At 65.5% G+C, this 13127-nt stretch carries 9 protein-coding genes; 3 read left to right on the top strand and 6 right to left on the bottom strand.

Annotated elements, in window-relative coordinates; all coding sequences use genetic code 11:
- Nucleotides 1–281: 281 nt before the first annotated feature.
- The 3 genes from NN5_RS03190 to NN5_RS03180 form a co-directional block, all read right to left on the bottom strand.
- Complete coding sequence (locus tag NN5_RS03190; RefSeq protein ID WP_067732605.1) at nt 282–905, bottom strand: twin-arginine translocation pathway signal protein; 624 nt, start codon at nt 903–905, stop codon at nt 282–284.
- 148 nt (nt 906–1053) lie between these two features.
- Nucleotides 1054–3726, bottom strand: a complete 2673-nt coding sequence (acnA, locus tag NN5_RS03185; protein ID WP_067732604.1) for an aconitate hydratase AcnA — start codon at nt 3724–3726, stop codon at nt 1054–1056.
- 158 nt (nt 3727–3884) lie between these two features.
- Nucleotides 3885–4781 (bottom strand): DMT family transporter, encoded by an 897-nt coding sequence (locus NN5_RS03180; RefSeq protein WP_067732603.1) that lies wholly within the window; start codon nt 4779–4781, stop codon nt 3885–3887.
- A 163-nt stretch (nt 4782–4944) separates the two neighbouring features.
- Here NN5_RS03180 and NN5_RS03175 point away from each other — a divergent pair, with 163 nt between their 5' ends.
- Together NN5_RS03175 and NN5_RS25610 are read left to right on the top strand one after the other, a co-directional pair.
- The gene (locus NN5_RS03175) at nt 4945–6381 is read left to right on the top strand and encodes a L,D-transpeptidase family protein (RefSeq protein ID WP_067732602.1); all 1437 of its coding nucleotides are present in this window, start codon (nt 4945–4947) and stop codon (nt 6379–6381) included.
- Nucleotides 6382–6530: 149 nt separating this feature from the next.
- The gene (locus NN5_RS25610) at nt 6531–6842 is read left to right on the top strand and encodes a hypothetical protein (protein ID WP_157080984.1); all 312 of its coding nucleotides are present in this window, start codon (nt 6531–6533) and stop codon (nt 6840–6842) included.
- 35 nt (nt 6843–6877) lie between these two features.
- Here the strand turns inward: NN5_RS25610 and recQ are convergent, their stop codons facing one another.
- Nucleotides 6878–8755 carry a DNA helicase RecQ gene (recQ, locus tag NN5_RS03170; protein ID WP_245656188.1) on the bottom strand — a complete coding sequence of 626 codons (1878 nt, stop codon included), beginning with the start codon at nt 8753–8755 and terminating at the stop codon, nt 6878–6880.
- A 261-nt stretch (nt 8756–9016) separates the two neighbouring features.
- On the opposite strand from recQ, the gene NN5_RS25605 reads away from it, so the two are divergent.
- Complete coding sequence (locus NN5_RS25605; protein ID WP_157080983.1) at nt 9017–9175, top strand: hypothetical protein; 159 nt, start codon at nt 9017–9019, stop codon at nt 9173–9175.
- A gap of 159 nt (nt 9176–9334) precedes the next feature.
- On the opposite strand, the gene NN5_RS03165 is transcribed toward NN5_RS25605, so the two are convergent.
- Together NN5_RS03165 and metH are read right to left on the bottom strand one after the other, a co-directional pair.
- Complete coding sequence (locus tag NN5_RS03165) at nt 9335–10339, bottom strand: phytanoyl-CoA dioxygenase family protein (protein ID WP_157080982.1); 1005 nt, start codon at nt 10337–10339, stop codon at nt 9335–9337.
- Between the two features lie 7 nt (nt 10340–10346).
- Nucleotides 10347–13037: a methionine synthase gene (metH, locus tag NN5_RS03160; RefSeq protein ID WP_067732601.1), complete on the bottom strand. Its 2691-nt coding sequence runs from the start codon at nt 13035–13037 to the stop codon at nt 10347–10349.
- Nucleotides 13038–13127: the final 90 nt, after the last annotated feature.

The following is a 13127-nucleotide window of genomic DNA, read 5'->3' as shown; positions in this document are numbered from 1 at the left end:
CCCCGGCTTTTCGGCCATTCAGCGGTCGGGGCCTGAGGCCTTATAGCAGTCTTCGGTTCACCTCACGGCAGCTAAAGCCGTTCCTACTCCACGAAGAGCCTAAGCGGTCACGCTGACATTGCGGACGTGGAGACAGCCCACCCCGCTGCGACTGGGTGGTAAACCACCAAGTCTAGCGGCCCTTCCGCAAGCGGGTGGGCGGAATTGCGCCACGCTGTGGGGGGCTTTGACAAGCTCAGCCTGAGCGGGATTGGCGGCTGGTTTCAGGCAAGGAAGGGTGTTTACGATCCCGCAGGTTTCTTCGCGGCGACCAGCGCATCCCACGCCGCCCAGTCGACCGAATGCCCCGGATAGGCGACTTTCGCGAAAGGCCAGTCCGCCTTGATCCATTGCGTGACCCAGCCGTAGAGTTCGGCTTCGAAGCCAGCATCGTATTCGGCCTGGGTCACCCACATCCTGACCACGGCGTCGTAGCCTGCGACAGGGCTCGGGCGGACATAGACGCAGCCGCGCTCGCGCAGGCCGTCGGGCGTCAGCACGGCGTAGGCGAAGGATGTGCGGTTCGCGAAGCGGGCCTGCTCGGTCTCCATGTCCTTGATGGTATCGGCATCCGTGATGCCCTCGTGCGGCCAGGACGGGCTGCGGCTGAAGGTCTTCTGCAGGTGCTCGACGGACGACATGTAGGCATCGTAATCGATCCGGGCGAGGCTGGGGCCCAGCGGCACGAGCTTGAAACCCTTGGCCTCGGTCAGCACCGGAACGGTGAAACCGGCCGGGACGAAGGGGGGCTTGGCCGGGGCTTGCGACGGGACGGGAGCCTCCGGAGATACCTCTGCAAGCGCCGGACTGCTGGCCATGGCCAGCACCATCAACGCCAGACCCGCGCCTGCGACTTTCGAATTCATTGTGCGCACTCCTTGCCGCGGGCCCGCCGTCCGCTTTCCCGCCGGGCAGGACTGTAGGCAGCGGCCTTGCAATCCCGCAAGCGCCAAAGAAAAACCCCGCCCCGCGCGAGGCGGGACGGGGCTTTTCAAGCCGTCAGGCTGGCTGCGATCAGGCGGCCAGCTTGCGCAGCACGTACTGCAGGATGCCGCCGTTCATGAAGTACTCGACTTCGTTGGCGGTATCGATGCGGCACAGCGCGGTGAAGGTGAACGTCGAGCCGTCGGCCTTGGTGACTTCGACTTCGACGTCCTGCTGCGGCTTGAGATCCGCGACACCCTTGATGGTGAAGCTGCAATCGCCGTCGAGGCCGAGCGAGGTGCGGGTCTGGCCGTCCTTGAACTGGAGCGGCAGCACGCCCATGCCGACGAGGTTCGAGCGGTGGATGCGCTCGAAGCTTTCGACGATGACGGCGCGCACGCCCAGCAGGTTGGTGCCCTTGGCGGCCCAGTCACGCGAGGAGCCGGTGCCGTATTCCTTGCCCGCGACGACGACCATCGCCGTGCCGTTGGCCTTGTGCTTCATCGCCACGTCGAAGACCGGCAGGACTTCGTCGCCGAAGCGGCTCATGCCGCCTTCGATGCCGGGGACCATTTCGTTGCGGATGCGGATGTTGGCGAACGTGCCGCGCATCATCACTTCGTGGTGGCCACGGCGCGCGCCGTAGGAGTTGAAGTCGGCCTTGGCGACCTGGTGCTCCATCAGCCACTGGCCCGCCGGGCTGTCGGCCTTGATCGAACCGGCCGGCGAGATGTGGTCGGTGGTGATCGAATCGCCCAGGATCAGGAGCGGCTTGGCCTCGACGATGTCCGAAACCGGCGCCGGGGTCATTTCCATGCCCTCGAAGTAGGGCGGGTTGGCGACATAAGTCGAACCGGCGCGCCACGAATAGGTGTCCGAACCGACGACATTGATCGCCTGCCAGTGCTCGTCGCCCTTGTAGACGTCGGCATAGCGGGCCTGGAACATGGCGCGGTCCATGCAGGTCGCCATGGTGTCATAGACTTCCTGGTTGCTGGGCCAGATGTCCTTGAGGAACACGTCCTGGCCGTCCTTCGAGGTGCCGATCGGGGTGGTGACGAAGTCTTCGATCACGGTGCCCTTCAGAGCGTAGGCGACAACCAGCGGCGGCGAGGCCAGGAAGTTGGCGCGCACGTCGGGCGAGACGCGGCCTTCGAAGTTGCGGTTGCCCGAGATCACCGCGGCGGCGACGAGGCCGTTCTCGTTGATCGCCTTGCTGATCGGTTCGGCGAGCGGACCCGAGTTGCCGATGCAGGTGGTGCAGCCGTAGCCGACGAGGTTGAAGCCGATATTGTCGAGGTGCGACTGGAGGCCGGCCTTGTTCAGGTAGTCGGTGACGACCTGCGAGCCCGGTGCCAGCGAGGTCTTGACCCAGGGCTTGGGCTTGAGGCCGAATTCGTCGGCCTTCTTGGCGACGAGGCCGGCAGCGACCAGCACGCCCGGGTTCGAGGTATTGGTGCACGAGGTGATCGCGGCGATCATCACGTCGCCGTCACCCAGGTCGAAGTCCTTGCCTTCGACCGGAACGCGGGTCTGGGCCTTCTTGTAGACGTCCGCCATGTCCTTGTTGAACACGTCGTCGACGTCGGGAAGGGCGACCCAGTCCTGCGGGCGCTTCGGACCGGCGAGCGAGGGCACGACGGTCGAGAGGTCGAGTTCGAGGGTGGACGAGAACACCGGCTCGGGGTTCGACGGGTCCATCCAGAAGCCCTGCTCCTTGGCATAGGCTTCGACCAGCGCGATCTGGTCTTCCTCGCGGCCGGTGAGGCGCAGGTAGTCGAGCGTCTTGTCGTCGATGCCGAAGAAGCCGCAGGTGGCGCCGTATTCCGGGGCCATGTTGGCGAGCGTCGCACGGTCGGCCAGCGTCAGGCCGGCAAGGCCCGGGCCGTAGTATTCGACGAAGCGGCCGACCACGCCGTGCTTGCGCAGCATCGAGGTGCAGGTCAGCACGAGGTCGGTGGCGGTCACGCCTTCCTTCAGCTCGCCGGTGAACTTGAAGCCGACGACTTCGGGGATCAGCATCGAGACCGGCTGGCCGAGCATCGCGGCTTCCGCCTCGATGCCGCCGACGCCCCAGCCCAGCACGCCCAGGCCATTGACCATGGTGGTGTGGCTGTCGGTGCCGACGCACGTGTCGAAGTAAGCGACGGTTTCGCCGTTCTGGTCCTTCGAGGTCCACACCGACTGGGCGATGTTCTCAAGGTTGACCTGGTGGCAGATGCCGGTGCCCGGGGGCACGGCGTAGAAGTTGGCGAGCGACTTGGAGCCCCACTTGAGGAAGTCGTAGCGCTCCATGTTGCGCTGGTATTCGATCTCCATGTTCTCTTCGAACGCCTTGGGATGACCGAATTCGTCGACCATGACCGAGTGGTCGATCACGAGGTTGACGGGAACCAGCGGGTTGATCTTGCTGGTGTCACCGCCGAGCGTGGCGATCGCATCGCGCATCGCGGCCAGGTCGACCACGCAGGGAACGCCGGTGAAGTCCTGAAGCAGCACGCGCGCCGGGCGGTACTGGATTTCCTCGCCGGTGGTGGGGTTCTTCTGCCAGTCGGCAATCGCCTGAACGTCGGCGGTGGAAACGGTGAAGCCGCCATCCTCGAAGCGGAGCAGGTTCTCGAGCAGGACCTTCATCGAGAAGGGCAGACGGCTGATGTCGCCGATCTTCTCGGAGGCTTTCTTGAGCGAGTAGTAAGCGACGGTTTTGCCGCCGACGGTCATGGTGCTGCGTGTGCCGAGCGTGTCCTGTCCGACCTGAGTCATGGTGGGCAATTTCCCCTTCTTTATGGAGCTTGCCGGGCTGGCGCGGCGATCGCTGGCCTCGATGTGGAAATCTGGGCCAGATCGTGTTGCAGTGCGACAAGCGGATTCGACGCGCCCGCCGATGCGCGCTCAGCGGCGGAACGTCAAGAGGGGCGGGCCTAGACTATAGTCGCTCCGCGCGGCTTTTTGGTGGCGATCCAGCATCCCAGCACGATCAGCATGGCCCCGGCCAGTGTTGCCGGCTCGATGCCTTCGCCGAAGAAAAGCCAGCCGAACAGGGCGGCCCAGAGGAACGCCGTGTACTCGATGGGCACCAGGACTTGCGCCTCGGCGCGGGCATAGCCCCAGGACAGAAACAGCAGCGCCATGGTCGCCATAGTCGCGGCGAGCAGGATCAGGCGCACGCTCATGGCGTCCGGCCAGACCGCGAGCCACGGAGAAAAACACAGGAAAATCAATGCGACGATGCCGCTCTGGAACAGCGTGATCTCGACCGGGCCAGCGAGCAGCGCCTGCTTGCGCTGATAGACCAGATTGACCGCGTAGAACATCGCCGAGCACAGGATTGCGACCGTGCCCCGGATCGCGTCCGCCGAATAGGCACCCGAACCGAAGCGGCCCCAGCCGATCACCAGAACGCCGATGACGCCGAGCACCGAGGCGGTGATCGCCTGGGGACGGATTTTTTCGCCCAGCATCACCGCGGCGAAATAAAGCGCAACGATGGGTGCAATAAACGAAATGGCAATGCCTTCCGCGAGGGGGATTCGCACCAGCCCATAGAAAAACAGCGCGGCCATTGCCGCCGTGACTGCCGAGCGCGTGGCATGGACCTGCAGGACCGCGCGGCTTGGCAGCGGGCATCCGGCAGCCAGCCACAGCGGCAGGGTCAGCAGCGTGCCGAAGACATTGCGCAGCAGCAGGGCGGTGAACACGCCGGTCGCGATCGAGGCGCCCTTGATCGCGGCGTCCATCGCGCTGAACGTGCCGATCCCCGCGACCACCGAAAGCACCGGCAGCCAGGGCGACGAGGGATGGAACATTCGGGCGTGCATGACGTTATGCCTCTCGCCCGGCGGAAAGTTGTGCGCAAGCAATTCATCGCAGCGACAGCACGGATGCTTGAAGATGGCGGGGCAAAGGCGCAGATCGGGAGCGCTCCGCGGATCATCCGCAAGGACGCTCCGTTTACAGGAAACAGGGCAGGTTTAACGGGAAATGGCGAATTTCAATCGGTTCGGTGCCGGCGTCGTGTCGGCTCTGGTGGCACTGGGGCTCCCGGTGCAGCCGGTGCTGGCGGCAAAGGCGAAGGTGGACCAGCCCGAGAATATCCTTCCCGAAGCCCAGATTCCGGTTCCGGCCGAGCCGGCTCCTGCCGGAACGCAGGCTCCGCAGGGTGCACCGGCAGCGCCGGCATCGTCTCCTGCATCTCCCGACGTCCAGACCGTCTCCAATCCGGTGGTCCAGCAGCTCTTCGTGGCCGAGCCGGTGATGTCGTGGTCGCTGGCCGATGCGAAGGCCCTGCTTCAGACCATCGGCTATATCGGCAAGGAAGGCCTCATCCCCGCCGACTACCAGCCCGCCGCGCTCAAGGCGGCGATTGCCGGGGGCGAGGGCGATGCTCTCGATACGCTCGCCAGCAAGGTCTTCGGCTGGCTGATCGAGGATCTGCGCGACGGGCGCACGCCGATGAAGGACCGCGTGCAGTGGTTCGCGGTCGATCCCGATCAGGACACCATGCCGACCGCGCAAGTCATGGCGCAGGCGCTGTCCGAACATGACGTGCCGGGCGTCGTCGCCAAGCTGGCGCCGACCAATCCGGACTATGCCGCGCTCAAGGCCGAATTCAACGCGACGCCGGTGGCCGACAAGGCCAAGCGCGCGCTGATCCAGGCCAACATGGATCGCTGGCGCTGGCTCAGGCAGGACCTCGGCGAGGTTTACCTGATTACCAACATTCCCGAATTCCAGCTGCGGCTGGTGGTGAAGAACAAGATCATCCGCACGTACAAGACGGTGGTCGGCAAGCCGGGCCGCACGGCGACGCCGCAGCTGGCCGAAACGGTGAGCGCGGTGGTCTTCAACCCGACCTGGACGGTGCCGCAGTCGATCGTCAAGGGCGAGGGGCTGGGCGCGAAAGTGCTCGCCAATCCCGGCTGGGCCAAGGCCGCGGGCTACAAGGCGGTCAAGGGCGGGGACGGCACTGTCTATGTCGTCCAGCAGCCGGGGCCGACCAATTCGCTGGGCCTGATGAAGATCGACATGCCCAACGAGCACGCGATCTACCTGCACGACACGCCGTCCAAGCAGTATTTCAACCGCGACGTGCGCGCGTTCAGCCACGGCTGCATCCGCACCGAGCGCGCGGTGGAACTGGGCATGACGATGGCAATCCTCGGCGCGCAGATGCCCGCGACGGAAGCGGCGGACATCTCCCGCTCGGGCAAGTACACCAAGGTCGACATGACGCGGACTTTCCCGGTTTACCTGACCTATTTCACCTATGCCCGTTCGATCGACGGCGAGCTCAAGCCGTTCGACGATCTCTACGGCCGCGACAAGCCGGTGCTGGACAGCTTCGCCGCGCCGCGCGAACTGAAGACCACCCAGCGCAAGAGCGACGAGGAAGTGATCCAGCTCGATAATCCGCTTTGAGCACAATTCGTGGCGTTCTCGTCATTCCAGCCATTCCTATGGGCGGTTAGCCGATGTGGTCTGAAGTGCGAGGATTGCGTGAAGATCGTGACATGGAGTGAAGCTGGACCGGACTTTGCTCTGTAACACGCTGTAAGTACGGTTGCACCATGAGCAAGAACCGTCGCAACAGTCCTTACGTCAAGGCTTGCCTGTTCATGCTTTGCTCGATCCTTTGTGGTATCGTGGCTATCTCGCTGGTTCCCATGGTTTTGGCTGATCTGGGCCTGTCACCAGACGCGGCTGGGTGGGTTGAAGCATCGCTTGGAGCTACCTGGGTGCTTGTCGGCGGTATCGGCGCGTTTGCAATCAGATGCCCCATGTGTGGCAGGTCATTGTTCAAACGGCGTTGGTCTATTCATGTGCCATGGCCGGCTGAACGGTGCAGCAAGTGCAACTATGATTTGACCAACGAGACGTAACAAGGCGTGCAGGGTTGGCTTGAGATCCAACCCGCTCAGAACTGCCGGATCACGTGCAGGAATTCCTCGCCGTACGTGTCCAGCTTGCGCGCGCCGACGCCGCCGATTTCGCCCAGTTCCGCGAGTGACGAAGGCCGGGCCTGCGCCATCTCGCGCAAGGTGGAATCGTGGAAGATGACGTAAGGCGGCACGCCAGCGTCCTTGGCCAGATCGCGGCGCAATTCGCGCAGGGCGTCGAACAGCGGATCGCCGACGGGGTTGGCCCCGCCATCGGCTCGGCCCCGGCGCTGGCGTTCCTTTTTGGGCGGGCGCACGATCATCACCGCCGCATCGCCTTTCAGGATTGCGCGGGAATCGCCGCCCAGCGCGAGCCCGCCATGCTCGGTAGGGACGAGGCTGCCGCGCGCCTGCAGGGCGCGGGCGAGGGCCTTCAGAAGCGGCTTTTCCTCCTCGCGCAGGATGCCGAAGACCGAGAGCTGGTCATGCCCGCGCTGGAGCACGCGGTCGTCGCTCACTCCGCAGAGCACCTTTTCGAGATGGCCGAGGCCGTAGCTCTGCCCGGTGCGGTACACGGCCGAGAGCAGTTTCTGCGCGATCGTGGTGGCGTCGATCACATCGGCCGGTTCGAGGCAGTTGTCGCAGTTGCCGCATTTCGCGGGCGGCTCCTCGCCGAAATGGCGCAGCAGCACGGCGCGGCGGCAATCGGCGGTCTCGACCAGCCCGGCGAGCGATTCGAGGCGCTGGCGCTCGCTCTGCTGGCGCTGCGGATCGACTTCGGAGAGGCGCTGGCGGGCGCGGGCGAAATCGTCGGCGCCCCAGAACATCACCGCGACGGAGGGATCGCCGTCGCGCCCGGCGCGGCCGGTTTCCTGATAATAGGCCTCGATCGACTTGGGGATGCCGGCATGGGCGACGAAGCGCACGTCGGGCTTGTCGATGCCCATGCCGAAAGCGACGGTGGCGACCATGACCATGTCCTCGCTGGCGACGAAGGCGGCCTGGTTGCGCGCGCGCACGTCGGGGGAGAGACCGGCATGGTAAGGCAGCACGCGGCGGCCGGTGCTGGAGGCGAGGCTTTCGGCAAGCTGCTCCACGCGCGCGCGGGTGGGCGCGTAGATAATGCCGGGACCGGGGTTCTCGTCGAGCACGGCCTTCAATTGCCGCATCGCATTGTCGCGCGGGCGGATCGCATAGCGGATGTTCGGCCGGTCGAACCCGGCGACGATGAGGCCATCCTCGGCAATCCCGAGCTGGGCGAGGATGTCGGTGCGGGTGTGGTGGTCGGCGGTGGCGGTGAGGGCAAGGCGCGGGACTTGCGGGAACATGTCCAGCAAGGGTTTCAGCAGTCGGTAGTCGGGCCGGAAATCGTGGCCCCATTCGGAGACGCAATGCGCCTCGTCGATGGCGAATAGGGCGATCCGCGCTTGCGAGAGCAGTTCGCGGAAATGCGGCTGGCTGGCGCGTTCGGGCGCGACATAGAGCAAGTCCAGCTCGCCGGCGCGGAAGCGGTCCATGGTCTCGCCCCGGTTCTCGTCGGCGCTGGTGAGCGTGGCGGCGCGAATGCCGTTGGCGGTCGCCGAGCGGAGCTGATCGTGCATCAGCGCGATCAGCGGCGAGACGACGACGCAAGTGCCCGGCAGCAGCACGGCGGGCAACTGGTAGGTCAGCGACTTGCCCGCGCCGGTGGGCATCACCGCGAGTGTCGACTGCCCCTGCAGCACCCGGCCCACCACCTGATCCTGCACGCCGCGAAAGCCGGGGAAGCCGAACACGTCGTGCAGCGCCTGCGACACCGCTTCCGGTGAAGGCGGCTCGGCAGGCGCGAAATCGAACGCGGGCGCGTATGCATCGAGCATGTCCGCATCCGGTTCGCCGTAGAAGGTCGTCTCGTAAGGCCAGTCGTCGTCGTTCACGCGGGCACTATGGCAGAGACAGGGGCTGGCAGGAAACCCCGGCGGCCAAGGGTTACACGGATTTCATCGTGCTGTGAGCGGCCATGCCGTGCTCACTCATGGCCGTCGCGCGCGTCCGCGGGCCGCATTTCCCGGCATGTGGGGAAAGTCACATGGCCGCTGTGCCGTGTCCCACGGACGCCGGAGCCGGTTCGCGGCACTATGGCTTCATCGGAACGACAACCGGACCGCAAGGGCCGGACAATGCAAGGGAAGACGATCATGGAACCGACCGCTGGCAAGCTCTTTGGATTGATTGGCGATGCCGTCCGCGTGGCTACCGGAATGGTCGCCCAGCAGCCGCTCGCCGCGCCGGTGCCTTACCGGCGGCCGCAGGCGGTGCCTGCGCTGTACCGTGTACAGGAATGTGCGGCCCGCTGATGTCTGCGATAGGTCCTGACCCTAAGGCAAAATGCAAGAGATCTGAATCAAGGCCCGCTCACCCTCAGCTTGTCGAAGGGTGTTGGACCTCGCGCAGCGCCAGCGTCCTTCGACAAGCTCAGGACGAGCGGAAGGGGTGCGGATTTCCCGCAAGATGCTCTAGAGCCAGACCGGATTGGCCGGCACGTCCGCGCTGAACATGTTGAGGTATTGTACCAGCCGGGACTTTTGCGAGCGGTTGGGGCTGGCATCGTGGGGCAGGGCATGGTGCCAGATGATGAGGTCGCCCGCACCGGCCGGAACCGGCCGGGCCTGTGCGGTGAAATCATGGGCGCGCGGGGCGTTCCGGCCTTTGCCGTCGAGCCATTCGCCGATCACCCGGTGGAACCCCGGCACCACGCGCAGCGCGCCCTGATCGGCCGCGGTGTCGGTCAGATAGAGAATCCCGAGAGTTCCGAACGGAATCGGCCTCGCCAGGCTGACGTCCCAGTGAATGCCGCCGCCACGGTAGGTATGTTTTCCCATGACGGGCGGGTTGAAGCCCATGCGGTCTATGGTCATCCACAAGTCCGCCGTGCCCCAGAGCTGGGCGAAGGCCTTGCGCACTTTGGGGCTGCGGCGGGCCGGTTCCAGCGCGGGGTGGTGGAACAGGTTGACCCAGATCCCCTCGGTTTCGGCGCGCGGCCAGCTTGCCGGATCATCGGGGCTGACGCCCAGCGCCTCCCACAGCGCACGTTCGGCCGCAGCGGCTTCGGCCTTGGAGATTGCGCCGCGTACCACGATGAAGCCCTGCTCGTCCCATTGCAGGAGATCCGCATCGGACAGCACCGGGGGCATGGCGGCGATGGTCCCGGATCCTGTAGCGGGCCCTGCGCTGGCCGCAGGCGCACCGTCCAGCCAGGCGTGATAGCGCGTGACGAGGGCGGGGTCCGGGGCACCGGCGGTGGCCTCTATCCAGCGGCAGAAGGCGGCGAAATCCGGGCGCTCGCGGTGGAGCAGTGGCAGGACTTCGCCGATGCCGAGGCCCAGTGCGGAGAGCATGACCTTGTCCGCATGGGCCTCTTGCGCCGTCGCGGTGCGCGCGTCGCGGCTGCGTTTCCAGAAATCCTCCAGCCTGCGCACGCCGGTAAGGGCTGGGGCAAGGGTAAGGTCCGGCGCAGCCATCTTCGCTCTAGTCCAGATTGGGCCGGAGCCAACGCTCCGCCACCTGCAGGTCCACCCCGCGCCGCGCCGCGTAGTCCTCCAACTGGTCGCGGCCGATGCGCGCGACGCCGAAGTACTGGCTTTCCGGATGGGCGAAGTAGAAGCCCGAGACTGCCGCGGTGGGCAGCATGGCCTGGCTTTCGGTCAGGGTGATGCCCGCATTGTCGGTGGCCTTGAGCAGATCGAACAGGATCGGCTTGAGCGAATGGTCCGGGCAGGCCGGATAGCCCGGCGCCGGGCGGATGCCGCGGTATTCCTCGCGGATCAGCGCTTCGTTGGTGAGTTGCTCGCCCGGCGCATAGCCCCACAGGGTGGTGCGCACATGCTGGTGCAGGCGCTCGGCGAACGCTTCGGCAAAACGGTCGGCCAGGGCTTTGAGCAGGATGTCCGAATAGTCGTCGTGACCCGCCTTGAAGCGTTCGAGGTGCGGATCGATGCCGTGGATGCCGACCGCGAAGCCGCCGAGCCAGTCGTTCTCGGTATCGACGAAGTCCGACAGGCAGAAGTTCGCGCGGCCGCGCGACTTCTTGAACTGTTGGCGCAGGAAGGGCAGGCGAACCTGGTCCCCCTCCCCTTCAGGGGAGGGGTTAGGGGAGGGGGTGTGCCCGGCGGCCCGCCCCTCTCCCAACCCTCTCTCCTGAAGGGGAGAGGGCTTGATGATGATATCGTCCCCCTCGCGATGCGCGGGCCAGAAGGCGCAGACGCCCTTGGCGGTCAGCCACTTTTCCGAGACGATCTTTTCCAGCATCGCCTTGGCGTCGGCGAAGAGATGGCGAGCGCTTTCGCCAATCACGGCATCATTGAGGATCGCGGGGTAAGTCCCGGCCAGTTCCCAGGCGCGGAAGAACGGCGTCCAGTCGAAAGTCTCGACCAGATCGGCCAGGTCCCAGTCCTCGAAGACGTGCAGGCCCGGCTGCACCGGGGCCGGGGCCTTCTGCGCGAAGTCGGGCGCATAGGCATTGGCGCGGGCATCGGCGAGGGGCAGCAGGTCCGACTGGCCCTTGCCCTCGCGGGCGATACGCACCTTTTCGTAGTCGATCGCGACCGACTGCTTGAAGCCTTCGGCCTGCGTGTCCGACAGGAGCTGTGAAGCGACGCCCACCGCGCGGCTGGCGTCGAGCACATGGACCACGGTGCCTTCATAAGCCGGGTCGATCCGCAGCGCGGTGTGCACCTTGCTGGTGGTGGCGCCGCCGATCAGCAGCGGGATAGTCATTTCGGCGCGCTGCATTTCCTCGGCCACTGTCACCATCTCGTCGAGCGAGGGGGTGATGAGGCCCGAGAGGCCGATGATGTCGACCTGCTCTTCCTTCGCGGTGTCGAGGATCTTCGACCACGGCACCATGACGCCAAGATCGATCACTTCATAGCCGTTGCACTGCAGCACGACGCCGACGATGTTCTTGCCGATGTCATGCACGTCGCCCTTGACGGTGGCCATGATGATGCGGCCCTTGGCCTTGGCACCCGCGTCCTTCTCCGCCTCGATGAAGGGGATCAGGTGGGCGACCGCCTTCTTCATCACGCGCGCGGACTTCACCACTTGCGGCAGGAACATCTTGCCCGAGCCGAACAGGTCGCCGACGACGTTCATGCCGTCCATCAGCGGGCCTTCGATCACTTCGATCGGGCGGCCGCCGCGCGCGGCGATCTGCTGGCGGGCTTCCTCGGTGTCGTCGACGATGTGGGCGTCCATGCCCTTTACCAGCGCGTGCTCGATGCGCTTGATGACGTCCCAGCCGCGCCATTCCTCGGCGGCCTTTTCCTCGGCGACGGACTTGCCCTTGAAGCTTTCGGCGAGCTCGATGAGGCGCTCCGTGGCATCCGGGCGGCGCATCAGGATCACGTCCTCGCAGGCCTCGCGCAGTGCCGGGTCGATCTGGTCATAGACGTCGAGCTGCCCGGCATTGACGATCGCCATGTCGAGCCCGGCGGGGATCGCGTAATAGAGGAACACCGAGTGCATCGCCCGGCGCACCGTCTCGTTGCCGCGGAAGCTGAACGAGAGGTTGGACAGGCCGCCCGAGAAATGCACGTGCGGGCAGGCCTCGCGGATTTCCTTCACCGCCTCGATGAAGTCGAGCGCGTAGCGGTCGTGCTCCTCGATGCCGGTGGCGACGGCGAAGACATTGGGATCGAAGATGATGTCTTCGGGCGGGAAGCCGATGCCGGTCAGCAGCTTGTAGGCGCGCGAGCAGATCTCGACCTTGCGCTGCTTGGTGTCGGCCTGCCCGGTCTCGTCGAAAGCCATGACGACCACGGCCGCGCCATAGGCCATGCACTTGCGCGCCTGCGCCAGGAACGGCTCCTCGCCTTCCTTCATCGAGATCGAGTTCACGATCGGCTTGCCCGAAACGCATTTCAGGCCCGCCTCGATCACCTCCCACTTGGAGCTGTCGATCATCACCGGCACGCGGGCGATGTCCGGTTCGGCGGCGATCAGCTTGAGGTAGGTGGTCATCGCCTTGACCGCGTCGAGCAGGCCTTCGTCCATGTTGACGTCGATCACCTGCGCGCCGTTTTCCACCTGCTGGCGGGCGACTTCGACGGCGGCGGGATAGTCGCCGGCCATGATCAGCTTCTTGAACTTCGCAGAGCCGGTGACGTTGGTGCGCTCGCCGATGTTGACGAAGCGGGCAGAAGAAGGTGTCGCGGTCATGGGTTTTCTCGTTGAATCAAAATAGCGGCATTGGCGTTCATCCACCACCGCGCATTCCGGGGAAGGGCCCCGGCCTTGGGGATGGCGGGC

Source organism: Novosphingobium naphthalenivorans NBRC 102051 (assembly GCF_001590985.1).
Classification (GTDB): domain Bacteria; phylum Pseudomonadota; class Alphaproteobacteria; order Sphingomonadales; family Sphingomonadaceae; genus Novosphingobium; species Novosphingobium naphthalenivorans.
The sequence above is the reverse complement of the archived record's forward strand: the minus strand, read 5'-3'. Positions and strand labels throughout refer to the sequence as shown.